At 70.5% G+C, this 22,551-nt stretch carries 24 protein-coding genes and 1 tRNA gene; 13 read left to right on the top strand and 12 right to left on the bottom strand.

Translation table 11 applies throughout. The features are described 5' to 3' along the window. From ALA01S_RS34425 to greB, 4 genes are all read left to right on the top strand, one after another. On the top strand, positions 1-223 hold a 223-nt coding region (locus ALA01S_RS34425), incomplete at its 5' end, for a hypothetical protein (protein ID WP_218011482.1). Positions 224-299: 76 nt separating this feature from the next. Next, positions 300-376, top strand: a tRNA-Arg gene (locus tag ALA01S_RS16515). A gap of 163 nt (positions 377-539) precedes the next feature. Beyond that, positions 540-806, top strand: a complete 267-nt coding sequence (locus ALA01S_RS16510; protein WP_066338263.1) for a hypothetical protein — start codon at positions 540-542, stop codon at positions 804-806. A gap of 79 nt (positions 807-885) precedes the next feature. Next, positions 886-1,461 (top strand): transcription elongation factor GreB, encoded by a 576-nt coding sequence (gene greB / locus ALA01S_RS16505; protein WP_066338262.1) that lies wholly within the window; start codon positions 886-888, stop codon positions 1,459-1,461. A 116-nt stretch (positions 1,462-1,577) separates the two neighbouring features. On the opposite strand, the gene ALA01S_RS16500 is transcribed toward greB, so the two are convergent. From ALA01S_RS16500 to ALA01S_RS16485, 4 genes are all read right to left on the bottom strand, one after another. Then, positions 1,578-3,866 (bottom strand): RelA/SpoT family protein, encoded by a 2,289-nt coding sequence (locus ALA01S_RS16500; protein WP_066338260.1) that lies wholly within the window; start codon positions 3,864-3,866, stop codon positions 1,578-1,580. A gap of 132 nt (positions 3,867-3,998) precedes the next feature. Beyond that, on the bottom strand, positions 3,999-4,202 hold the full coding sequence (rpoZ, locus tag ALA01S_RS16495) for a DNA-directed RNA polymerase subunit omega (RefSeq protein WP_066338251.1): 204 nt from the start codon (positions 4,200-4,202) through the stop codon (positions 3,999-4,001). A 45-nt stretch (positions 4,203-4,247) separates the two neighbouring features. Continuing rightward, on the bottom strand, positions 4,248-4,868 hold the full coding sequence (gmk, locus tag ALA01S_RS16490; RefSeq protein ID WP_066338245.1) for a guanylate kinase: 621 nt from the start codon (positions 4,866-4,868) through the stop codon (positions 4,248-4,250). Between the two features lie 47 nt (positions 4,869-4,915). Continuing rightward, entirely contained in the window at positions 4,916-5,824 is a 909-nt protein-coding gene (locus tag ALA01S_RS16485) for a YicC/YloC family endoribonuclease (RefSeq protein ID WP_084267640.1), read from the bottom strand. A 28-nt stretch (positions 5,825-5,852) separates the two neighbouring features. Here ALA01S_RS16485 and ALA01S_RS16480 point away from each other — a divergent pair, with 28 nt between their 5' ends. From ALA01S_RS16480 to hemW, 5 genes are read left to right on the top strand one after another with little or no spacing between them, the layout of a single operon-like run. Continuing rightward, positions 5,853-6,821, top strand: coding sequence for a serine/threonine protein kinase (locus ALA01S_RS16480; RefSeq protein ID WP_066338240.1), 969 nt, complete (start codon positions 5,853-5,855; stop codon positions 6,819-6,821). Positions 6,822-6,858: 37 nt separating this feature from the next. Next, positions 6,859-7,767 carry a PP2C family protein-serine/threonine phosphatase gene (locus tag ALA01S_RS16475; protein ID WP_066338237.1) on the top strand — a complete coding sequence of 303 codons (909 nt, stop codon included), beginning with the start codon at positions 6,859-6,861 and terminating at the stop codon, positions 7,765-7,767. 22 nt (positions 7,768-7,789) lie between these two features. After that, complete coding sequence (rph, locus tag ALA01S_RS16470; RefSeq protein ID WP_066338235.1) at positions 7,790-8,536, top strand: ribonuclease PH; 747 nt, start codon at positions 7,790-7,792, stop codon at positions 8,534-8,536. After that, entirely contained in the window at positions 8,533-9,165 is a 633-nt protein-coding gene (locus ALA01S_RS16465) for a non-canonical purine NTP pyrophosphatase (protein WP_066338232.1), read from the top strand. The genes rph and ALA01S_RS16465 overlap by 4 nt, the downstream gene beginning before the upstream one ends. A gap of 43 nt (positions 9,166-9,208) precedes the next feature. Further along, positions 9,209-10,414 carry a radical SAM family heme chaperone HemW gene (gene hemW / locus ALA01S_RS16460; protein WP_066338225.1) on the top strand — a complete coding sequence of 402 codons (1,206 nt, stop codon included), beginning with the start codon at positions 9,209-9,211 and terminating at the stop codon, positions 10,412-10,414. 176 nt (positions 10,415-10,590) lie between these two features. Here hemW and ALA01S_RS16455 read toward each other — a convergent pair whose 3' ends face one another. From ALA01S_RS16455 to ALA01S_RS16440, 4 genes are all read right to left on the bottom strand, one after another. Continuing rightward, positions 10,591-11,688, bottom strand: coding sequence for a protein-glutamate methylesterase/protein-glutamine glutaminase (locus tag ALA01S_RS16455; RefSeq protein ID WP_084267638.1), 1,098 nt, complete (start codon positions 11,686-11,688; stop codon positions 10,591-10,593). A gap of 15 nt (positions 11,689-11,703) precedes the next feature. Then, positions 11,704-12,357, bottom strand: coding sequence for a chemoreceptor glutamine deamidase CheD (gene cheD, locus ALA01S_RS16450; protein WP_066338222.1), 654 nt, complete (start codon positions 12,355-12,357; stop codon positions 11,704-11,706). Further along, positions 12,357-13,205, bottom strand: coding sequence for a CheR family methyltransferase (locus ALA01S_RS16445; protein ID WP_066338221.1), 849 nt, complete (start codon positions 13,203-13,205; stop codon positions 12,357-12,359). Before ALA01S_RS16445 ends, cheD begins: the two co-directional genes overlap by 1 nt. 315 nt (positions 13,206-13,520) lie before the next feature. Then, the gene (locus ALA01S_RS16440; protein WP_066338220.1) at positions 13,521-14,018 is read right to left on the bottom strand and encodes a YajQ family cyclic di-GMP-binding protein; all 498 of its coding nucleotides are present in this window, start codon (positions 14,016-14,018) and stop codon (positions 13,521-13,523) included. A gap of 50 nt (positions 14,019-14,068) precedes the next feature. On the opposite strand from ALA01S_RS16440, the gene murB reads away from it, so the two are divergent. Next, the gene (gene murB, locus ALA01S_RS16435) at positions 14,069-15,097 is read left to right on the top strand and encodes a UDP-N-acetylmuramate dehydrogenase (protein ID WP_066338292.1); all 1,029 of its coding nucleotides are present in this window, start codon (positions 14,069-14,071) and stop codon (positions 15,095-15,097) included. Between the two features lie 64 nt (positions 15,098-15,161). Here the strand turns inward: murB and ALA01S_RS16430 are convergent, their stop codons facing one another. The 4 genes from ALA01S_RS16430 to ALA01S_RS16415 form a co-directional block, all read right to left on the bottom strand. Beyond that, positions 15,162-17,483, bottom strand: a complete 2,322-nt coding sequence (locus tag ALA01S_RS16430; RefSeq protein WP_066338217.1) for an ATP-binding protein — start codon at positions 17,481-17,483, stop codon at positions 15,162-15,164. A 256-nt stretch (positions 17,484-17,739) separates the two neighbouring features. Continuing rightward, a complete protein-coding gene (locus tag ALA01S_RS16425) occupies positions 17,740-17,994 on the bottom strand; it encodes a hypothetical protein (protein ID WP_066338215.1) in 255 nt (84 codons plus the stop codon). A gap of 148 nt (positions 17,995-18,142) precedes the next feature. Continuing rightward, entirely contained in the window at positions 18,143-18,727 is a 585-nt protein-coding gene (locus ALA01S_RS16420; RefSeq protein ID WP_066338288.1) for a DUF924 family protein, read from the bottom strand. 69 nt (positions 18,728-18,796) lie between these two features. After that, the gene (locus ALA01S_RS16415; RefSeq protein WP_066338213.1) at positions 18,797-19,348 is read right to left on the bottom strand and encodes a YaeQ family protein; all 552 of its coding nucleotides are present in this window, start codon (positions 19,346-19,348) and stop codon (positions 18,797-18,799) included. Positions 19,349-19,459: 111 nt separating this feature from the next. Between ALA01S_RS16415 and ALA01S_RS16410 the strand changes: the two genes are divergently transcribed. The 3 genes from ALA01S_RS16410 to ALA01S_RS16400 all read left to right on the top strand — a co-directional run bounded on the left by ALA01S_RS16410 (position 19,460) and on the right by ALA01S_RS16400 (position 22,483). Continuing rightward, positions 19,460-20,347, top strand: a complete 888-nt coding sequence (locus ALA01S_RS16410; RefSeq protein ID WP_066338211.1) for an ion transporter — start codon at positions 19,460-19,462, stop codon at positions 20,345-20,347. 71 nt (positions 20,348-20,418) lie between these two features. Beyond that, positions 20,419-21,162 carry a 2OG-Fe dioxygenase family protein gene (locus ALA01S_RS16405; RefSeq protein ID WP_066338209.1) on the top strand — a complete coding sequence of 248 codons (744 nt, stop codon included), beginning with the start codon at positions 20,419-20,421 and terminating at the stop codon, positions 21,160-21,162. 118 nt (positions 21,163-21,280) lie between these two features. After that, on the top strand, positions 21,281-22,483 hold the full coding sequence (locus tag ALA01S_RS16400; protein ID WP_066338207.1) for a cation:proton antiporter domain-containing protein: 1,203 nt from the start codon (positions 21,281-21,283) through the stop codon (positions 22,481-22,483). The last annotated feature ends 68 nt before the right edge of the window (positions 22,484-22,551 follow it).

Here is a 22,551-nt window from a genome sequence, read left to right as displayed (position 1 = left end):
GAGTACTTGGCTACGAACCAAGGGGTCGTGGGTTCGAATCCTGCCAGCCGCACCAACAACAAGAAGCCCGTTGCTTGAACGAGCTGCCCAAGCCCTCAAAAGGGCCGGCAAACAAGTCGAGCAGCGGGACGCACGTAAAAACGTGATTCAACGTCAGTCAGTGATGACCGGCGTTTTCCAGATGCCCCGCCGGGTGTCGTCGCTTGCAAAAGCTCTCCGGTAAGCTTAGCAAGTTGACTAAAAAGATCGGCTTTAAGTGTTGTAAATACTAAAAAGCAGGTTATACTGGCGGGCTTGAAGCGGCTGTAGCTCAGTTGGATAGAGTACTTGGCTACGAACCAAGGGGTCGTGGGTTCGAATCCTGCCAGCCGCACCAAAACGTAAGAAAGCGGACAACCTTCACGGGTTGTCCGCTTTTTTCATGGCCGCTTCTTTTGCCATGCCCTCCCGATGGCGGATGGCGCGGGACGATAAAGGTCGCCACTCGGGCATCGCCCTTGCTGACCTGCGTTGAACGCTCAACTGCAGGAGTAATGGCGATGAAACAGGTTCAACAGGACGGCAAAGCCGGGTCGGACATCGACGGCATCTACCGGCAATTGAAAAAGGGCCTTGGACGCGAGCTGGTCAACGACGACAACGTGTTCGCGCTCATAGAGCTGGCCTCGCGCGACGGCCAGCAGGTGCTGGAGCAGGAGTTGCGGGAATGGCAGGCGCCATGCGGCACCGGCTCCGACACCAGCCCCGAAGGCCTGCACCACCTCGCCCCCAACCCCGGCTTCAACAAGGCCAACGTCAAGCACTGAAGTCCCGGCCCCGCCGAGCGCGTGCCGGCAGCCGCCGCGCGCGCTCGGGAGTGCCGGGCAAGGGACGCAAAATCGCGCCATGAGCAAGGCATTCACGAAAGAGAGCGACAGCAGCGCCGACGAGGACGACGACCTGGCGCTGCCGCCGCTGCCCGCAGGCGGGCGCAACTACATGACGCCGCAGGGCTACGCGCGGCTGCGCGCCGAGTTGCTGCAGCTCATAGACGAGGAGCGGCCCAAGACGGTGGAAGTCGTCTCCTGGGCCGCCAAGAACGGCGACCGCTCCGAGAACGGCGACTACCTCTACGGCAAGAAGCGGCTGCGCGAGATCGACCGCCGCATCCGCTTCCTGACCAAGCGGCTGGACGTGGCCGAGGTGGCCGACCCGTCCGCGCACCACGGCAGCGACCAGGTGTTCTTCGGCGCCACCGTCACCTACGCCGACGCGCAGGGCGCCGAGCACACCATCACCATCAAGGGCATAGACGAGGTGGACAACCTCAAGGGCGAAGTGAGCTGGATCGCCCCCATCGCCCGCGCGCTGCTCAAGGCCCACGAGGGCGACGAGGTGCAGTTCGTGTCCCCCGGCGGGCTGCAGGTGCTGGAGGTGCTGGAGGTGCGCTACCCGAGGCCGGGCGAGGCCGCGGCGTCCTGAGGCACGGGGGCCGCGCAGGGCGGCACGGTGCAGCGTTGGTGAGCGAGGAGCGCCGCGGGGCAGGGCGCCTCTGTTGAGGGCGCAGCCGGCGGCCCGCCGGCCACCGGCCGCGTCGCTCAGGGCTTGACGCGGTAGGCGCGCAGCACCGAGGGCGCGCGCTTGAGCGTGCGCAGCACGTCGGCCAGGTGCAGCCGGTCGCGCACGCTCAGCAGCAGCCGCATTTCGGCGCTGTCACCGCCGTGTTCCTCGCCCATGTCGATGTGGGTGATGTCGGCCTCGGCCGCGCTCACCGCGGCGGCCACGCGGGCCAGCACGCCCTTGCCGTTGCGCACCAGCACGAGCACCGCGGCCTCGAAGGGCCGCGAGATGTCCTCGGCCCACTCCACCGGCAGCCAGTGCTCGGCGTCGCGCTCGTGCAGCCGCCGCGCCACGGCGCATTCGGCGGTGTGCACGGTCAGCCCTTCGCCGCGGCCCAGGTAGCCGACGATGGAGTCGCCCGGGATGGGGCGGCAGCAGCGCGCGAGCTGCACCGAGGTGCCCTCGTTGCCGTCGATGGTCACGGTGCCGTGTTGGCCGCCGGCCTCCTCGCGGGCGGCAAAGCGGCCCATGGTCAGCGTCACGGCGTCGGGGCGCTGGCCTTGCTCGGCCATGAGCTGCGCCAGCCGCTTGGCCACGATGGTGGCGATCTTCTTGCCCAAGCCGATGTCGGTGAGCAGCTCGGCCGGGCCGCGGTTGCCGCTCCAGCGCGTGAGCGCCTGCCACAGCGCGGCGGTCTGTATGTCGGCGTCCTCGATCTGCGGCAGCTGCAGGCCTTCGGCGCGCAGCGCCTGCGCCAGCAGCTTCTCGCCCAGGGCACGCGACTCCTCCAGCTCCATGTTCTTGAGGTAGTGGCGGATCTTGGAGCGCGCGCGGCCGGTGCGCACGAAGTTCAGCCAGGCCGGATTGGGGCGCGCGCCCGGCGCGGTGACGATCTCCACCACGTCGCCGCTCTTGAGCTCGGTGCGCAGCGCCACGGGCTCGCCGTTGACGGTGGCGGCCACCGTGTGGTCGCCGACGTTGGTGTGGATGGTGTAGGCGAAGTCCACCGGGGTGGCGCCGCGCGGCAGCGCCAGGATCTTGCTCTTGGGCGTGAAGACGTAGACGGCGTCGGGGAACAGGTCGATCTTGACATGCTCCAGGAACTCGCTGGCGTCGCGCGTCTCGTCCTGGATGTCCACCAGCGACTGCAGCCACAGGGCTCCCAGGCGCTGCGCCTCGCCAAGGCCGTTGTCGTCCTTGACCTTGTACATCCAGTGCGCGGCGATGCCGGCCTCGGCCACGGCGTGCATGGGCTCGGTGCGGATCTGAAACTCCACCGCCGTGCCCAGCGGATTGACCAGCGTGGTGTGCAGCGACTGGTAGCCGTTGGCCTTGGGGATGGCGATGTAGTCCTTGAAGCGCCCGGGCACCGGCTTGTAGAGCTGGTGCAGCACGCCCAGCGCGTGGTAGCAGTCGTAAAGCTCGGGCACCACGACGCGGAAGCCGAAGATGTCGTTGACCTGCGCGAAGCCGGTGTGCTTCTCGCGCATCTTCACGTAGATGGAATAGACGGTCTTCTCGCGCCCGGTGATCAGCACCTTGAGCTTGGCCGCGGCGAAGGCCTTTTCGACGTCGCCGCGTATGCGCTCCACGAGGTCGCGCCGGTAGCCGCGCGCGCGCTGCACGGCCTTGGACAGCGCGGCGTGGCGCCAGGGGTGCAGGTACTGGAAGCTGAGCTCCTGCAGCTCGCGGTAGGTCTGGTTCAGGCCCAGGCGGTGGGCGATGGGGGCGTAGATGTCCAGCGTCTCGCGCGCGATGCGCCCGCGCTTGTGCGCGGCCATGGCCCCCATGGTGCGCATGTTGTGCAGCCGGTCGGCGAGCTTGATGAGGATGACGCGCACGTCGCGCGCCATGGCCAGCAGCATCTTGCGGAAGGACTCGGCCTGCGACTCCTCGCGCGTGTTGAACTGCAGCTTGTCGAGCTTGGTCAGCCCGTCCACCAGGTCGGCCGTGGCGGCGCCGAAGCGCTCGATGAGCTCCGGCTTGGTGATGCCGCAGTCCTCCATGGCGTCGTGCATGAGCGCGGCCATGATGGCTTGGGCGTCGAGCTTCCAGTCGGCGCACAGGCCCGCGACGGCGATGGGGTGGGTGATGTAGGGCTCGCCGCTGGCGCGGTACTGGCCCAAGTGGGCCTCGTCGGCGAACTTGTAGGCCTCGCGCACCTTCTTGACGTCGGCCTTGGCGAGGTAGCCCAGCTTGTCGGTGAGGGCGGCGAACGACGCCACCTCCGCCGGCCGCGCGGTGGCCTGAGACGGGATCGACGGAGCGCGCGTGCCCAGGTGCAGCGCGGACGGCAAGAGATCGGCGGCGAAGGAACGGATGCCCATGAGGCGAATTTAGCTTGTCGGCGCCCCCCGCATTCGCGGCAGGCCCAAATGAAAACGTGCGCCCAATGAAAACGGGCGCCTATAGCAGGCGCCCGTGTCAGGCCATGGGTGGTGAAGCCCCGGGGCCGGTCGTCAGACCGGCACCTTGCGCAGCATTTCCAGGCCGACTTCGCCGGCGGCGATTTCGCGCAGCGCCGTCACGCCCGGCTTGTTCTTGCTCTCGATGCGGGGCGCGTGGCCCTGGCTGAGCATGCGCGCACGGTAGGTGGCGGCCAGAACGAGCTGGAAGCGGTTGGGGATCCTGTGGAGGCAGTCTTCGACGGTGATGCGGGCCATGCGGGCTTCTCCTTCAGAACCTTCGGAATAAGGCTCGTGGGCTGTTCAGATGAGGTCCAGCGCGGCGAACACCTGCGACTTGCTGCGCTGCTGTGACGCGTACTTCAGGCGCTGGGAGTGGACGACGGTCTTCAGGTCGAAAAGCGCCGTCTCGAAGAGGGCGTTGATTATAACGTAGTCGAAGTGCCGGGCCTGGGCGACCTCGTGCCGGGCGTTGACCATGCGCTGCGCGATCACGTCCGGCTGGTCCTCGCCGCGGCGCTGCAGCCGCTGGCGCAGTTCCTCCCAGCTCGGCGGCAGGATGAAGATCAGCACCGCGTGCACAAAGAGCTGCTTGATCTGCAGCGCGCCCTGGTAGTCGATCTCCAGCACCACGTCCTCGCCGGCCTGCAGCCGCGTCTCGATGGCGTTGCGCGAGGTGCCGTAGCGGTTGCCGTGCACCTCGGCCCATTCGAAGAAGTCGCCGTGCTCGATCATGGCGTCGAACTGGGCGTTGCTGATGAAGTGGTACTCGCGCCCGTCCTGCTCCTGCCCGCGCGGCGCGCGCGTGGTGTGCGAGACCGAGACGGCCAGGTGCGAGTCCAGTTCCAGCAGCGCCTTGACGAGGCTGGATTTACCAGCACCGCTGGGCGCTGCGACGACGAAAAGATTGCCCGGGGTTTCCATGTTCTTGAGGCTTCCTGTACTGCCGAGCCCGCCGGCTCAGGCGCGTTTCACTCGATGTTCTGCACCTGCTCGCGCATCTGCTCGACGGCGACCTTCATCTCCACCGACACCGCCGTGAGCTCCAGCGCCGCGGACTTCGAGCCCAGCGTGTTGGCCTCGCGGTGCAGCTCCTGGATGAGGAAGTCCAGCCGCTTGCCCAGCTCGCCGCCCTTGGCGAGCAGCCGCTCGATCTCGTCGAGGTGCGCCTTCAGCCGCGACAGCTCCTCGGCCACGTCGATGCGGATGGCGTAGGCCGCCGCCTCGGTGAGCGCGCGCTCGGCCTGCGCCTCGGCGCTCACGGTCGTGCCCGCGCCGGCCGAGGCCAGCGCCTCGCGCCAGCGCTCCAGGAAGCGCTGCTGCTGGCGCTGCACCACCTGCGGCACCAGCGGCTCGGCCTGCGCGGCCAGCTCGCGCAGCCGCTGCACGCGCTCCATCAGGATGGCCACGAGGCGCCCGCCCTCGCGCTCGCGCGCCTCGCGCAGGCCCTCCACGGCGGCGCGGGCCGCCTCCATGGCGATCTCGTCGGGCTGCTCGCTCGTCCCGCCGCTGCGGCACCACTGCAGCACCTCGTGCACCGACAGCGGCGGCGCCTTGGACATCCAGCCCTGCACGGTGCTCTCCAGCCGCGACAGCAGGTGCAGCTGCTGCGGCGTGGGCTGCGGCCAGGCGCCTTCACCGTCGCGCCCGGTGGAGACACGCAACTCGATCTTGCCGCGCTTGAACGTGCCGCTGACCAGCTCGCGCAGGGCCGGCTCCAGCGAGCGCAGTTCGTCGGGCAGGCGCAGGCTCAAGTCCAGGAAACGGCCGTTGACCGAGCGCAGCTCCACGCTGACGCTGCCGCTGACGGCGCCCGATTCCGGATTCGTGGCCCCGCCGGCGCTGGCGCTGGCGTAACCGGTCATGCTGTAAACTGGCATGGCGTTTATCGCATTGCAAAATTCGATTATGTCAAAGCCCAAGCCGGCACCGCTGCCAGCCGGCACCGTGGTGGGCGGCTACCAGATCGTCAAGAGGCTGGCTGCCGGGGGCTTCGGGGTGGTGTACCTCGCCGAGGATGCCCAGCGCCATCTTGTTGCGCTGAAAGAATATTTGCCATCTTCCCTGGCCGAGCGCGCCCCCGGAGAGCTCGCCCCGCGCGTGCGTGCGGACAAGCAGGCCCTCTATCGACTCGGCCTCAAGAGTTTCTTCGAGGAAGGGCGCTCGCTCGCCCAGATCAGCCACCCCAGCGTGGTCTCGGTACTCAATTTCTTCCGGGAAAACGAGACCGTGTACATGGTGATGAACTACCTGCAGGGCGACACGCTGCAGGACTTCATCGTCACCGCGCGCGACCTGAAGCGCGACAAGGTCTTTCGCGAATCCACCATCCGCAGCCTCTTCGACGAGGTGCTGCGCGGACTGCGCATCGTCCACCAGCACAAGATGCTGCACCTGGACATCAAGCCGGCCAACATCTTCATCACCGACGACAACCGCGCCGTGCTGCTGGACTTCGGCGCCGCGCGCGAGGTGCTGGCCAAGGAGGGCGACTTCATCCGCCCCATGTACACCCCCGGCTTCGCCGCGCCGGAGATGTACCGCCGCGACGGCACCCTGGGCCCCTGGACCGACATCTACGCCATAGGCGCCTGCATCTACGCCTGCATGCAGGGCTACCCGCCCAACGACGCGCCGCAGCGCATCGAGAAGGACCGCCTCGCCCTGAGCCTTTCGCGGCTGCGCAACATCTACTCCGACAACCTCATCGAGGTCACGGAATGGTGCATGTCGCTGGACCCGCTGTCGCGCCCGCAAAGCGTTTTCGCGCTGCAAAAGGAGCTCGGCCGCGAGACCGAGCGCCGCTACACCAAGCTCTCCTTCAGCGAGCGGCTGAAGCTGCAGATCGAGAACCTCAAGACCGGGAGCAAGGTGTAAGGGGCGCCGCGCCCGCCGCCTTGCCCGCCCAGCGCCCATGAAGTTCAGCGTCTACCAGCTCAGCCGCCAGGGCGGCCGCGCGCGCAACGAGGACCGCATGGGCTACTGCTACACGCGCGAGGCCGGCCTCTTCGCCCTGGCCGACGGCATGGGCGGCCACCCCGAGGGCGAGGTCGCCGCGCAGCTCTCGCTGCAAACCCTGGCCGGCCTGTTCCAGCGCGAGGCCCAGCCCTGCCTGGCCGACCCGCAGCGCTTCCTGCAGGAGTCGCTGCTCGCGGCCCACCGGCAACTGCTGCGCTACGCCGGCGAGCGCGCGCTGGCCGACACCCCGCGCACCACCATGGTGGCCTGCGTGCTGCAGGGCCGGCATGCGTACTGGGCGCACAGCGGCGACTCCCGGCTGTACCTGCTGCGCGAGGGCCGGCTGCTCTCGCGCACCCGCGACCGCTCCTACGCCGAGCTCGCGCGCACCCTGGAGCCCGCGCGCGAGCCGCGGCGCAACCGCAACGTGCTCTTCACCTGCCTGGGCAGCCCCGGCAAGCCCGTGGTCGACGGCGGCGGCCCGCAGCGGCTGCAGCGCGGCGACCGCGTGCTGCTGTGCTCCGACGGCCTGTGGGGCTGCGTGGAAGACGCCGACATCGCCCAGGCGCTGCAGCCCTCGCAGCCGCTGTCCGAGGCCGTGCCCGCCCTGGTCGAGCGTGCCCTGGCCGTGGCCGGTGCCCGCGCCGACAACGTCACCGCGCTGGCACTGCAGTGGGATGCCGAGGAGGACCCGCTGCACCTGGCCGTGGCCGAAACCGCCGCTCCCGTGCCCTTCGCCTCCACCTTCCAGCCGCCGGACTTCAGCCCAAGCGCGGACGACGGCTTCGACGACGAGGACATCGAGCGCTCCATCCGCGAAATCAACGAAGCCATACGGCGCTCCACGCAGCGCCGCACCAAGTAACCCAACCTTTTTCCGGACCCCCATGACCGCTTTTGAACGCACGCAAGGCCGTGCCGCCGACGCCCTGCGCCCCGTGCGCATCACCCGCCGCTACACCCGCCACGCCGAGGGCAGCGTGCTCGTCGCCTTTGGCGACACGCAGGTGCTGTGCACCGCCTCCGTCGAGGAGCGCGTGCCGCCGCACAAGAAGGGCAGCGGCGAGGGCTGGGTGACGGCCGAGTACGGCATGCTGCCGCGCGCCACCCACACCCGCGGCGCCCGCGAGGCGGCCAAGGGCAAGCAAAGCGGCCGCACGCAGGAGATCCAGCGCCTCATCGGCCGCTCGCTGCGCGCGGTGTTCGACCTGGGCGCCCTGGGCGAGCGCAGCATCCTCATCGACTGCGACGTGTTGCAGGCCGACGGCGGCACCCGCACCGCCGCCATCACCGGCGCCTATGTGGCCGCCGCCGACGCCGTGGGCTGGCTGCTGGGCAAGGGCCTCATCACCCGCTCGCCGCTGCGCGACGCCGTGGCCGCCATCTCCGTGGGCCTGGTCGAAGGCACGCCGCTGCTGGACCTGGAGTACGTCGAGGACGCCGCCTGCGACACCGACATGAACATCGTCATGACCGCCAGCGGCGGCATCGTGGAAGTGCAGGGCACGGCCGAGGGCGCGCCCTTCAGCCGCGAGCAGCTCGACGCGCTGCTGGCCCTGGGCGCCAAGGGCATCGCCGAGCTGGTGGCGCTGCAGCGCCGCGCGCTGGCGGACATCACGGAAGGCGCGGCATGAAGCTCGTCCTCGCCTCCAACAACGCCAAGAAGCTCGCCGAGCTGGGCACGCTCTTCACCGGGCTGCCGGTGGCACTGGTCACGCAGGGCTCGCTGGGCATTGCCGAGGCCGAGGAGCCGCATGTGAGCTTCGTGGAGAACGCGCTGGCCAAGGCGCGCCACGCCGCGCTGGCCGCCGGCGGCCCGGCCATCGCCGACGACTCCGGCCTGTGCGTGGACGCCCTGGGCGGCGCGCCCGGCGTGATCTCCGCGCACTTCGCGCCGCTGCAATTCCCCGCCGGCCTGCCGCGCGAGGAGCAGCGCGCCCAACAGGACGCCGCCAACAACGCGCTGCTGCTGGCCAGGCTGCAAGATGAAGCCAACCGCCGCGCCCGCTTCGTCTGCACGCTGGTGGCGCTGCGCCACGCGCAGGACCCGGAGCCGCTGATCGCCTTCGGCCGCTGGGAAGGCCGCATCCTGGAGCAGCCCGCGGGCGAGGGCGGCTTCGGCTACGACCCGCTGCTCTTCATCCCCGGGCTGGGCCAGGCCGTGGCCCAGCTCGGCGCCGACGTGAAGAACGCGCACAGCCACCGCGCCCTGGCCGCGCGCCAGATGGCCGCGCTCATGCGGGAGGCCTGGCACCTTGGCTGACCAGCAGTCCCCTTCTCCCGGCGGCCCCGGCGCTCCGGCGCCTGTGGCCGTGCCCGTGCGGCTGCTGCGCCCCGGCGCCATCGCGCTGCAGGCGCTGCCGCCGCTGTCGCTGTACGTGCACCTGCCCTGGTGCCTGCGCAAGTGCCCCTACTGCGACTTCAACTCGCACGAGGTGCGCGCGGGCGAAGGCCTGTCGCAGGACACGCAGTCCGCCTACCTCGACGCGCTGATGGCCGACCTGGAGGCCTCGCTGCCGCTGATCTGGGGCCGGCGCGTCTTCAGCATCTTCATTGGCGGCGGCACGCCCAGCCTGTTCGAGCCCGCGTCCATAGACCGGCTGCTGGCCGACATCCGCGCCCGGCTGCCGCTGGAGCCCGGCTGCGAAGTCACGCTGGAGGCCAACCCCGGCACCTTCGAGAAGGACCGCTTCCGCGGTTACCGCGCCGCCGGCGTGACGCGGCTGTCCGTGGGCGTGCAGAGTTTCAGCGATGCCATGCTCCAGGCCGTGGGCCGGGTGCACGACGCCGCGCAGGCGCGCGCGGCGGTGGCGGAGGCGGCTGCCGCCTTCGACACCTTCAACATCGACCTGATGTACGCGCTGCCCGGCCAGAGCCTGGACATGCTGCGCACGGATCTGGACACGGCGCTGTCGTTTGCCCCGCCGCACCTCTCCATCTACCACCTCACGATGGAGCCCAACACGCGCTTCGCGACCAGGCCGCCTGAAGGCTTGCCCGACGACGACCTGGCCGCCGACATGCTGGACCTGCTGGCCGAGCGCACGGCCGAGGCCGGGCTGCAGCGCTACGAGGTCTCGGCCTTCGCGCGCCCCGGCCACCGCTGCGTGCACAACCTGAACTACTGGGAGTTCGGCGACTACCTGGGCATTGGCGCAGGGGCGCACGGGAAGATCAGCTTTCCCGACCGCATCCTGCGCCAGCAGCGCTGGCGCGAGCCGGCCAGCTACATGGCCAAGGCGCGCGAGGGGCAGGCCGTCTCCAACGAGCACACCGTCACGCCCAAGGAGCTGCCCTTCGAGTACGTGCTCAACGCGCTTCGGCTGAAAGAGGGCTTCGAGCTGACGCGCTACAGCGAGCGCACCGGGCAGCCGCTGCAGTCCCTGCAGCGGGCGCTGTCCGAGGGCGAGCGCCGCGGCCTGCTGGAGCGCGAAGGCGACGTGGTGCGCCCCACGGCGCGCGGCTTCGACTTCCTGAGCGATCTGCAGGGGCTGTTCTTGCCGGCGGCTTGAGCCGGCTGGCTGGGCCGCTTGGGCCTGCCCGCCGGTGCGAACGCCGCCGGCGCGGCACGGGCCCCTTGAACACGGTGTTAGACCGTCTAACGCCTGCCGTTGGACGCGGGACAGGCGCCTGGACGCACGGGAGTGGCCTCCCGGCCCGGCGCTGCCGCTTCCCCGCGGCTCGCCTTTTAAACCCGGTGCGTCGGCCCGCTGGAGGTGGCGGCGAGCTGCTCCATCAGCCGCGTGCCGATGCGCGGCAGCGGCAGCACCTCGTTGGCCGCGCCGGCGGCAATGGCCTCGCGCGGCATGCCGAAGACGACGCAGGTCGCCTCGTCCTGGCAGATGTTGTAGGCGCCCGCGTCGCGCATGAGCTTCATGGCGCGCGCGCCGTCGGCGCCCATGCCGGTGAGCATCACGCCGAAGGCGTTGGGCCCGGCCACGCGCGCGGCGGATTCGAACAGCACCTCCACCGAGGGCTTGTGGCGGTTCACCGGCTCGCCGTCGCGCACGCGCGCCACGTAGTTGGCGCCGCTGCGCTCCACGCTCAGGTGCAGCCCGCCCGGCGCCAGGTAGGCGTGGCCGGGCAGCAGGCGTTCGCCGTCGGTGGCTTCGCGCACCGTCAGCCGGCACAGCGTGTTCAGCCGCGCCGCGTAGCTCTTGGTGAAGCCCGGCGGCATGTGCTGCGTGATCAGCACCGCCGGCGAGTCCGGCGGCAGGCTCACCAGCACCTCGCGCGTGGCCTCGGTGCCGCCGGTGGAGGCGCCGATGAAAATGAGCTTTTCCGTGGACAGCCGGCCCAGCGGGCGCGACGGCGCCGCGCTCGGAGCGGGCGCCGCGGCGGCACCGGGCGCCGCCTGCACCGCGGGCTGCAGCCGGCGGTGGATGCGCGAGCGCGCGGCGGCGCGGATCTTGTCGCAGATCTCGTCGGAGAGCTGGCTCAGGCCCTCGGCCACGCCCAAGCGCGGCTTGCTCACGAAGTCCACCGCGCCCAGCTCCAGCGCGCGCATCGTCGCCTCGGCGCCACGCTCGGTCAGCGTGGACACCATCACCACCGGCGTGGGCCGCAGCTTCATCAGCCGCGACAGGAACTCCAGCCCGTCCATGCGCGGCATCTCGATGTCCAGCGTCACCACGTCCGGCGACACCTCGCGTATGAGCTCGCGTGCAGCGAAGGGGTCCGCCGCGGCGCCCACGCACTGCATGTCGGGTTGGCGGTCGATGACGGCCTTGAGCAGCGAGCGCACCAGCGCCGAGTCGTCCACCACCACCACGCGAATTGCTGCCATGTTGTTTCGTCCCTGTCAGAAGAGTTCTATGGAGCCGGCGTCGCTGGGCACCGCCTTGGCCGCCGCGGCGCGCTCCTGCGCCAGCACCTGCTCGCCCACCGCGTTGCTCGCCAGGCGCTTGACCATGGCGCGCCCGCTGTCGGGCTCGAAGCAGACCTTGCGCGGGTACACGTCCAGCACGTCCTGGCTGATCACGGGAATGCGCTCGGTCTTGAGATAGTCCAGGACGAAGCGCGTGTTGCGCTCGCCGACGTTGAGCGTGGTCATGTTGCCCAGCACCGCGCCGCCGCCGAAGACCTTGGCCTCCATCGAGCCGCGCGAGGCACCGCACTTCATCAGCTCGTTGATGAGCAGCTCCATCGCGTACAGCCCGTAGCGCCCGCCGTCGCCCGCGTCCGGCAGCATGAAGTGGTTCATGCCGCCCACGCGGCGGTCGCGGTCCCACAGGCAGGCCGCGATGCACGAGCCCAGCGTGGTCATGATCAGGATGTTCTGGTCATGCACGAAGTACTCGCCCGGCAGCACCTTCACCGCCTCGCGGCGGAAGTGCGCGTCGTAGAAGAAGAAGGAGGCCTCGCCCGGCTTGCGCCGCTGCGCGCGCAGCTCCTCCAGCCGCGCCGTGTTCTGCAGGCTGCCGGATATGGTCTTGAGAGTGCGTACTGCTTGCATCAAACCCGCTCGTAGATGGTCTTGCCGCGCAGCCGGAAGAGCGCGCGCGCGTCGCCGAAGTTCTCGGAATGGCCGACGAACAGCAGCGAGCCGGGCCTCATGGCGCGGTGCAGCCGCTGCAGCACCTGCATCTGGGTCGGGGCGTCGAAGTAAATCATCACGTTGCGGCAGAAGACCACGTCGAACGGCTCGCCCAGATCCCATGTCGGGGTCATGAGGTTGAAAGGGAAAAAGCTCACCAGCCGCGACAGCTCCGGCTTGACCTTCATGCGCCCGGAGTTGGCGCCGGTGCCGCGCAGGAAGTGGCGCTTGAGCCGCTCGGGGCTCAGGCCGCGGGCGCTGGCGTCGTACACGCCGCGCTGCGCCGTGGCCAGCACCTTGGTGTCGATGTCGCTGCAGAGAATGCGCACGCGCTGCGCGTCCGGCGCATGCTCCACCGTCGTCATCGCCAGCGAGTAGGGCTCCTCGCCCGTGGAGGCGGCGCAGCACCAGATGCGCTGGATGTTGCGCTCGCGCCGCTGGAACTCCTCGGCCAGGGCGTGGAAGTGGTGCTCCTCGCGGAAAAAGGCCGTGAGGTTGGTGGTCAGGCAGTTGATGAACTCCTGCCACTCGGACTCGCCGCCGGGCCCGCGCGCGTTCTCCAGCGTCTGCAGGTAGGACGAGAAGCTGCGGTGGCCCGTCTCGCGCAGGCGGCGCGAGAGCCGGCTGTACACCATGGCCTGCTTGCCCTCGTGCAGGCTGATGCCGGCGCGCTGGTAGATCAGCTGCCGCACGCGCTGAAAGTCGGCGCTGCCGAAATCGAATTCGCCTTCAGGCGCAATGGCGACGGGGGAGGAAGCAAGTGTCATCGCAAGGTCAAGGCAATTCCGGGTTTCGCGAGCCGTTGCATTTTGATACCGCAAACCGGCCCAAACGCCGGCCAAACGATGGCGGACTTGTCAAAAGTCAACGGAGCGCTGAATGGCGCGGCACGCGGCCGCTGCCGGCACATGCACGGAGTGCGCACCCCGTCACCGCGTTGATCGGCACAAAGCCGGGACTGTGAAGCGTGGGACGGTGCGGTGGCGCGTTCGCATTTCACGAACGCCATGCCTTGGCGAAGCAAAAACGCCCCGGGCGTGCAGGACGTCCGGGGCGTGCGCGGGAAGGGGACCGGAGGGCGGTCAGTCGCGGAAGTTGTCGAACTTCAGCGGCAGGTCGATGTCCTTGCGCAGCAGCGCCATGGCGGCCTGCAGGTCGTCGCGCTTGGCGCCGGTGACGCGCACGGTGTCGCCCTGGATGGAGGCCTGCACCTTGAGCTTGCTTTGCTTGATGAGCGACTGGATCTTCTTGGCCGTTTCGGCCTCGATGCCGGCCTTGAGCTTGACGAGCTGCTTGAGCTTGTCGCCGCCGATCTTCTCGGGCTTGGCGCTGTCGTCCAGGAAGCGCACGTCCACGGCGCGCTTGGTCAGCTTGGCCAGCAGCACGTCCTTGACCTGGCCGAGCTGGAAGTCGCTGTCGGCAAAGAGCGTGAGCTCCTTGTCCTTGCCCTTGTCGGAAAACTCCACGCGGGCGTCGGAGCCCTTGAAATCGAAGCGGGTGCCGATTTCCTTGTTGGCTTGGTCAAGGGCATTGCGCACCTCGACGATCTCGGGTTGCAGGACGGTGTCGAAACTGGGCATTGGGCTGGGAAAAAGAGGGGATCGGCGAAAATTCTGCCATGCAGCAATCCCTGTCCATTGAATGCGGTCTGAACCTGCGGCCGTACAACAGCTTCGGCCTGCCGGCTCAGGCGCGCCAGCTGGTGCGCATCCGCAGCGACGCCGACGTGCGCCGCGTGCTGGACCACCCCGAGCTCGGCCGCGCCCCAAAGCTGGTGCTGGGCGGCGGCAGCAACCTGGTGCTCACGCGCGACGTGGCCGCGCTGGTGCTCAAGGTCGAGGTGGCGGGCATACGCCTGGTCGAAGAGCGCGAGGACGCCTGGATCGTCGAAGCCGGCGCCGGCGAGAGCTGGCACGCGCTGGTGGAGTGGACGCTGGCGCACGGCCTGCCGGGCCTGGAGAACATGGCGCTCATTCCCGGCACCGTGGGCGCCTCGCCGGTGCAGAACATCGGCGCCTATGGGCTGGAGCTCAAGGACCGCTTCGAGTCGCTGGACGCGGTGGACCTCGTCACCGGCCGCAGCGTCACGCTGGGGGGGCGCGCCTGCCACTTCGGCTACCGCGACAGCGTCTTCAAGCACACCGACTTCGGCGGCCTGGCCGGCAAGAGCCTCATCACCCGCGTGCGCTTCAGGTTGCCCCGCCCCTGGCAGCCGGTGCTGGGCTACGTGGACCTGGAGCGGAAGATGGCCGAGACCGGCGTGCGCGAGCCGATGCCGCAGCAGATCTTCGAGTGGGTGTGCGCCATACGCCGCGCCAAGCTGCCGGACCCGGCCGCGCTGGGCAACGCCGGCAGCTTCTTCAAGAACCCGGTGGTCAGCGCCGAGCAGTGCCGCGACATCATCGGCCGCGACCCGCACATCGTTCACTACCCGCTGGCCGACGGCCGCGTGAAGCTGGCCGCGGGCTGGCTCATAGACGCCTGCGGCTGGAAGGGCAAGAGCATCGGCCGCGCCGGCGTGTACGAGAAGCAGGCGCTGGTGCTGGTCAACCGCGGCGGCGCCAGCGGCGCGGAAGTGCTCACCCTGGCGCGCGCCATCCAGGAAAGCGTCTACGGCCGCTTCGGCATACGGCTGGAGCCGGAGCCGGTGGTGGTGTAGGACGGGCTGCGTTGCTCCATTGAGACAAAGGCCGGCCCCGCGCGTCACGGACGGGGCGCCGCCCTCACGCCGTCACGTCCGGCGCCGCCTCCATCAGCCCGCAGTCCAGCAGCGCCTGGCGCGTGGCCGGCAGCAGGGCGCTCCAGCGCTGCAGCGCGTCCTGCAGCGTCGCGGGCTCGGCGGTGGAGGCGTTCTTCTCCACCTCCACGGCCGCCTGCGCCAGCCCCGGCAGGCCCAGGTTGAGCGCGGCGCCCTTGGCGGCATGCGCGGCCTCGCGCAGCCCCGTGCGCAGCGTCGGCGCCTGCGCGCGTATGGCGTCGGCGGCGGCCAGGTCCACGTCTTGGCCGGCGGCGGCGGCCTCGTCGGCGTCCTGCGCCTGCTGCAGCGAGCGCACCGTGGCGGCGAGCTGCGGCAACTGCACCGCCAGGTCGTCCAGGTAGCGCTGCACCAGCGAGCTGTAGTGCGCGTTGGAGAGCACCTGCGCCACGCCGCAGGCGGTGGCTTCGTCCACCAGCAGGGTGTCCGGCGTTTGGGGGGCAGCGCCGTCCGGGACGGCTTGGGCGGCAGCGCCTTCGGCCGTCGCGCCGGCGCCATTGCGCTCACGCGCCTGGCGGCGCATGACTTGGGCGAGTTGTTGCAGCGTCACGGGCTTGGTCAGTACGTCGTTCATGCCGGCGTTCAGGCAACGCTGGCGGGTTTCGGGCAAGGCGTCTGCAGTGAGCGCCACTATGGGAACCTGACCCGCCGGTGCGGGCAGGGCACGTATGGCCTGCGCGGCGCCCGCGCCATCGAGCACGGGCATGTGCAGGTCCATCAGCACCAGGTCAAAGCGCTGCTCGGCCACCGCCTGCACCGCGTCCACGCCGTTGCGCACGATGCGCGCGCGGTGGCCCAGGCGGTCCAGCAGCGCGGCCAGGTAGCGGCGGTTGATCTCGTGGTCCTCGGCCACCAGCACGCGCAGGCCCGCCACCGGCAGCCGCTCGTCGGCCTCCGGCAGCGGCGGCGCCTGCGCCTCCACCAGCGGCAGCACCAGCGTGAAGGTGCTGCCCGCGCCGGGGCTGCTTTGCACCAGCAGGTCGCCGCCCATGAGCCGCGCCAGGTGGCGGGAAATCTCCAAGCCCAGCCCCGTGCCGCCATGCCGGCGCGGGCCGCCGGCCTGCACGAAGCGCTGGAACAGCCGGCTGAGCGTGTACTCGTCCATGCCGATGCCCGTGTCCGTCACCGCGCACTCCAGCGTGCCGCTGGCGTTGCCCAGGCGCACGTTGAGCGTCACCGAGCCGCTGTCGGTGAACTGGATGGCGTTGTTCATCAGCTTGTTGAGCACCTGCTTGAGCCGCGTGCCGTCCAGCTCCAGCGCCGCGGGCAGCTCCGGCGCCACGTGCACGCGCAGCGCCAGGCCCTTGGCCATGGCGCGCGGGCGCATCACCTGCTCGACCTCCGCCACCATGGGGCGCAGCACCACGGGCTCGCTCAGCAGGGCCAGCGAGCCGGCCTCCAGCTTGGACATGTCCAGGATGTCGTTGAGTATGGACAGCAGGTGGTCCGCCGCCTCGTTGGCCGTGCGCAGGTACTCCTGCTGGCGCGGCTCCAGCGGCGTGTCGCGCAGCAGCGCCAGCATGCCCAGCAGGCCCTGGAAGGGCGTGCGTATCTCGTGGCTCATGTTGGCCAGGAAGGCGCTCTTGGCCTGGCTGGCCGACTCGGACTCCTGGCGCGCCTCGCGCAGCCGCTGCGCCAGCAGCTCCACGCCGGCGCTGCGCTGGTCGAGCTTGTGGCGCTGGCGCAGCAGCGCCAGCGCGCAGGCCAGCGTGCACAGCGCCAGCAGCAGCGTCAGCAGCATGTCCATGCGTGCGTGCTCGGCCACGCCCTCCTGGCGCTGCGCGGTCTGCGCGGCCACCTCGCGGGTGCTGTCGCGCGCCAGCATGCGGGTGGGCTCGTCCAGCGCCTCCAGCTCCTGCTGCAGCGCGCGGTGCGATTCCTCGCTCAGCCGCGCCTTGGGGTTGGCGCCCAAGTAGAGATCGGCGCGCGCCACGAAGTCGCGCACCATGCGCGCGGCGTGCTCCAGCTCGGGGTTGCGCGCCACCAGGCGCTGCGCGTGCTCGTCGTCCAGCAGCGCCACGCGCTGCCCGAAGGCCTCGTAGCGCTGCTGCAGCGAGTCGGCCTCGCGCACCGGCCCGCCGGGCGCGCGCCACTGGCTGCGCAGCTCCAGGTAGTCGCTGCGCAACTGCTGTAGGCCCAGCAGCAGGTAGTCGTCCTTGACGTCGGAGAGCGCTTCCAGGCGCCGCACCTGGCTCCACTGCACCAGGCCCACGCCCATGAGAAAGAGCAGGGCCACGGCCATCCAGCGCAGCAGCCGCGTGCGCTGCACGCTGCGCACGCCGGCGTTCATGAGAGGGCCGCCCGCGGCAGGGGCCGCGGGGCCGGGGACATCCGCCGCGCCGTCGTGGCCGCGGCGGGCAGGGGAAGGCAACTACGCTTGACGGTCAAGGCTCGGGACTCCATGCGCACCGCGCACGTGCACAAACCGGCGGATTATCACCCCCGTGCGCACCCAGCCCCTTGACCCGGCTGGCCGTCCCTGACAAGCGAGCATGCAATGTGCGCCGCGCCACCGGCCCGCCGGCCGGGCGCGGCATGGCGCGCGCTCAGTTGGCTGCTTGGGCCGGCGCGGGCTGCGCCTTGAGCACGCCGTCGGCAATGAGCTTCTTGATCACGGTTTCCTGCATGCCGAAGGCGCGCACGAAGCCTTCCAGCGGCATCACCACCTGCTGCGTGGCCGTGGTGGTGAGCTCCTGCTTGCCGTCCTGGGTGGCGGTGGGCGCCACGGTGCCCAGCTCCAGCCGCACCAGCGCGCCGGTGACGGAGATGTTGAGGATGGTGTCTGCGAAGGTCGTTTGCATGGGCGTGGATAGGCAATGGGTAGGCGCTGCCGGCGTCCGCCCTCCCGGGCGCAGCGGCCGTGCGGCGCAACCATATCGCCCTTGGGTCGCCCCCCGGCCGGCACCGGCCCGCGCGCCGTGACGCTTTGCACACCCGGCACGGGCCGGCTCAGAAGCGCGAATAGGGCTGCTGCAGGAACTCGATCTCCTCGACCGTGGACTCGCGCCCAAGCACCGCGTTGCGGTGCGGGAAGCGGCCGAAGCGCTCGATGATCACGTGGTGCTTGCGCGCCCAGAACTCGAAGTCCGCCGCCGTGGTGTCGCAGCGCGCCAGCGCTTCGAAGAGGCGCAGCCCCTGCGCCTGCGCCGCCAGATCCTCGGCGTGCTCGAAGGGCAGATAGACGAAGACGCGCTGCAGCGGCGCCAGCACCTGGTCCTGGCCCGCGTCCACCAGGGCGCGCGCGCCGGCCAGGGCCAGCGCGTCGCCGGCAAAGGCGCGCGGCGTGTCGCGAAAGACGTTGCGCGTGAACTGGTCCAGCAGCAGCAGCCGCGCCAGCGCGGCCTGGGCGTCGGACTGCCAGCCGTCGAGCTCGCCGCGCAGCGCGGCCTCGATGTAGGCGCCGAAGCGCTTGCGGATTTGCGCGTCGAAGGCGGCGTCCTTGGCGAACCAGCGCTGCTGCGCCTTGAGCGGCGGCGCGCCGAACCAGAACTGCAGGATGTCTTGGGCCGGTGGCGGCAGCGCGCTGGGGTTCATGGTCGCGGCGGGCGGGAAGCAAAGGAGGGCGCCCATTGTGGCGCCGCCCCCGCCGCGGCCAGTCGATGCTCAGGCCGTGAGCTTCACGGGCTCGATCTGCACCGAGCGCTGCCCGTCGCCCACCCAGACGATGCCGTCCTGCACCGTCACCTGCAGGCTCATGCCGCGCTGCGCCAGCGCGGCCAGCGCCTGGCTCTGGTCGGCCGGGATCTGCCACACCGTGATGTTGGACACCCGCGCGAGCTTGCCCTGCAGCGGCGCCCACCACACGGGCGTGGAGGCGGCGTAGCTGATGACCGTCACCCGGTCCGACCGCCCCGCGGCCTTGAGCAGCCGCCGCTCGTCGGGCTGGCCCAGCTCGATCCAGTGCAGCAGTTGCCCGGTGAGGTCCTTGTGCCAGAGCGCGGGCTCGTCCACGTCCGACAGGCCCTTGGTGAATTCGAGCTGGCCGTGGTGGTCGTCGGCGGCCACGTACAGCGCGAAGGCCAGCACGCGCATCATCAGCCGCTCCTCGGTCTCGGACGGGTGGCGGGCCAGCGTGAGGGCGTGGTCGGCGTAGACATGGCGGTCCATGTCGGCCAGCTGCAGCTGGGCCTTGTAGATGGTGGACTTCAGCGCCACGGGCACTCTCCGGCAGGACGGCGGGACATCGGGGAAAACCTTTTCTTCGTTTGCTTAAAGGCAGCGGGGCGGGACTGTGCCACAGCCCAAAATCGCGCACTGGAAGTACCCATGGACCACAGCAGCGCCCCGTTCACCCCCGTCGTCCCCGATGCCCGCCGCCTGGGCCGCCCCCTGGGCGGCTGGCGGCTGCGCTTCTACACCGTCATCTTCGAGGCCGACACGCCGGCCGGGCGGGCCTTCGACCTGGCCCTCATCGCCCTCATCCTGGGCAGCGTCGTCGTGGTCATGCTCGACAGCGTGCCCGCGCTGCGCGCGCGCTTCGGCCTGCTTTTCGACACGCTGGAGTGGGGCTTCACGCTGCTGTTCACGCTGGAGTACGTGGCGCGCCTGAGCTGCGTGCAGCGCCCGCTGCGCTACGCGCGCAGCTTCTTCGGCGTCATCGACCTGCTGGCCATCCTGCCGACCTACCTGTCCTTCCTCGTCCCGGGCCTGCACGCGCTCATGGACGTGCGCGTGCTGCGGCTGTTGCGGCTCTTTCGAATCCTCAAGCTCGGTGCCTACGTGGCCGAGTACGGCGCGCTTGGGCGGGCGCTCATGGCCAGCCGGCGCAAGATCCTGGTGTTCCTGTCCTTCGTGGTCATGGTGGTGGTGGTCATGGGCACGCTGATGTACGTGGTGGAGGGGCCGGCCAACGGCTTCGCCAACATTCCCGTGTCGGTGTACTGGGCCATCACGACCATGACCACCGTGGGCTTTGGCGACATCACGCCCAAGACCGAGCTTGGCCGCCTCATCGCCTCGGTGATGATGCTGCTGGGCTGGGGCACGCTGGCCGTGCCCACGGGCATCGTCAGCGCCGAGTTCACGGCGCGGCGCATCCACGGCCGCCCAAGCACGCGCACCTGCCCAAGCTGCCTGAGCGAGGGCCACGACCCCGAGGCGCGCTTTTGCAGCGACTGCGGCGCGCCGCTGCCGCCCCGCCGCCACGGCGGCTGAGGCCGCGGCGCGCGCGCCCAGGACCGCTTTGCGCCTTCTTTTTCCCGTAGTTCCTTTGTTGAGAGGTTTTCATGCTGGCCCCGCCCTTCACCGATCCCGCCCGGCTCGACGACGTCCTGTGCACGCAGGGCCACGCGGTGCTTTCCCCGCAGGCGCTGCAGGCGCTGCTGCACGTGCAAGCTGGCGCGCTGGGCGACTGGCAGCCCTTCTGGGACCGGCTGCCCCCTGACGCCTACCTGCGCGACGGCGGCCGCTACCGGCGCCGCCGCCACGCCAACTACATCGTGGCCGACGGCCAGGTGCAGCCCGTGCCGCACCGCGCGCACTGGCAGCCCGTCGAATACAACGCGCTGCACGGCGGCATAGAGCGCTGGTTCGAGCCCGTGGAGCCCGCGCTGGAGGCGCAGCCGCTGTGGCAGCCGCTGCTGCTGCTGCTGGCGCAGCGCGCCGACGCGCTGCGCGGCCCGCAGCCTTGGTACGTGGAGGCGCACGTCTTCCGCATAGACACCACCGACGGCATCGGCCGCCCAACCCCCGAGGGTGCGCACCGCGACGGCGTGGACATGGTGGCCGTGCTGCTGGTTGGGCGCGAAGGCATCAAGGGCGGCGAGACGCGCGTCTTCGACGCCAACGGCCCGCAGGGCCTGCGCTTCACCATGAGCGAGCCCGGCACGCTGCTGCTGCTCGACGACACCCGCGTCATCCACGAAACCACCCCCATCCAGCCTACCGGCGAAGCCGGCTGGCGCGACACCCTGGTGGTCACGCTGCGCAGGGGCGGCTTCCAGGGCCCGCAGGACCCGCTGCACCGCTGACCGGGCAGCGCCGGGCGCGGCCCGCCGGGCGGGCCGCGTGTCTTATCGTCACCTCCCGTTGCACGCCGATTGCTGCACTGCGGCAAAGTCGGCGCCCCCTTAGGTTGCCTGGAGCGACATGGATTCCCTCGTCACCGCCCCCTGGGCCTTGCGCCCCGACACGCTGCTGGGCGCCACGCTGGTGCTCATCCTGGCGGCGCTGTTGGGCGAGGGCCTGTGGCGGCTGCTGCACTGGCCGCGGCTCATGGGCTACATCGCCGTGGGTGCCGTGCTGGCCCTCTTCGGCGCGGGCGCGGACGGCAGCGAGACCGCGCTGCGCCTGGTGGTGGACATGGCGCTGGCGCTGCTGCTGTTCGAGGCCGGCGCGCGGCTGAACCTGCGCTGGCTGGTGCGCAACCCGGCGCTGCTGGCCACCAGCGTGCTGGAGTCGCTGCTCACGGCGCTGGCCGTCTACCTCGCCGCGCTGTGGCTGGACGTGGCGCAGCCCGTGGCCGCGGCGCTGGCGCTCATCGCGGTGAGCGTGTCGCCGGCGGTGGTGCAGCGCGTCATCGCCGAAAGCGACGCCGCCGGCCAGGTGACCGAGCGGCTGAGCACGCTCAGCGCCCTCAACACGCTCTATGCGCTGCTGCTGCTCAAGGCCTACAGCGGCGGCCTGCGGCTCTCCGACCCCGGCTGGCAGGACGCGCTGGCGCCCGTGCTGCTTGGGCTGGCCGGCTCCATCGTGCTGGGTGCGCTGCTGGGCTCGGCGCTGGGCCTGATCGCGCGGCGGCTGGACTTGCGCCAGGACAACGCCGTGGCGCTGTTGCTGGGCTGCGTGCTGCTGGCGCTGGCGCTGGCCAAGACGCTGCAGCTCTCCACGCTGCTGGTGCCGCTGCTGGCGGGCATCTGGCTGCGCAACCGCCATCCGCGGCCCTGGGTGTGGCGGCGCCAGTTCGGCAGCGCGGGCGGGGTGCTGGCGCTGGTGCTGTTCGTGGCCGCGGCCTCGGCCTGGTCGCCCGCGGCGCTGCCGGACGCCATGGGCGTCGCCGCCGCGCTGCTGCTGGCGCGCGCGCTGGCCAAGCTCGGCGCCGTGGCGCTGCTGGCCCCGGCCAGCGGCCTGAGCTGGCGCCAGGCCGGCGCGTTGGGCGCGTCGCTGCTGCCCATGTCCGGCACGGCCTGGCTGCTGGCGCTGGACTTCGCCGCGCTGCACCCGGTCAGCGCCTCGCAGCTCATGCCGCTGCTGCTGAGCATGCTGGCGCTGATCGAGCTGCCCGCGCCGCTGGTGCTGCTCTACGGGCTGCGCCTGGCCCACGAGGCCGAGGCGCACGAGCCCGCGCGCTGAGCGCCTGAACCTTCCCGCCTGGTGCACGGCTTGCCGTTGCCAGGCCGTCACTGCCTGCCGGAGACCCG

Origin of the sequence: Azohydromonas lata NBRC 102462, from assembly GCF_001571085.1 — a bacterium.
GTDB classification, from domain to species: domain Bacteria; phylum Pseudomonadota; class Gammaproteobacteria; order Burkholderiales; family Burkholderiaceae_C; genus Azohydromonas; species Azohydromonas lata.
This window is presented reverse-complemented; position numbering and strand designations above follow the sequence as displayed.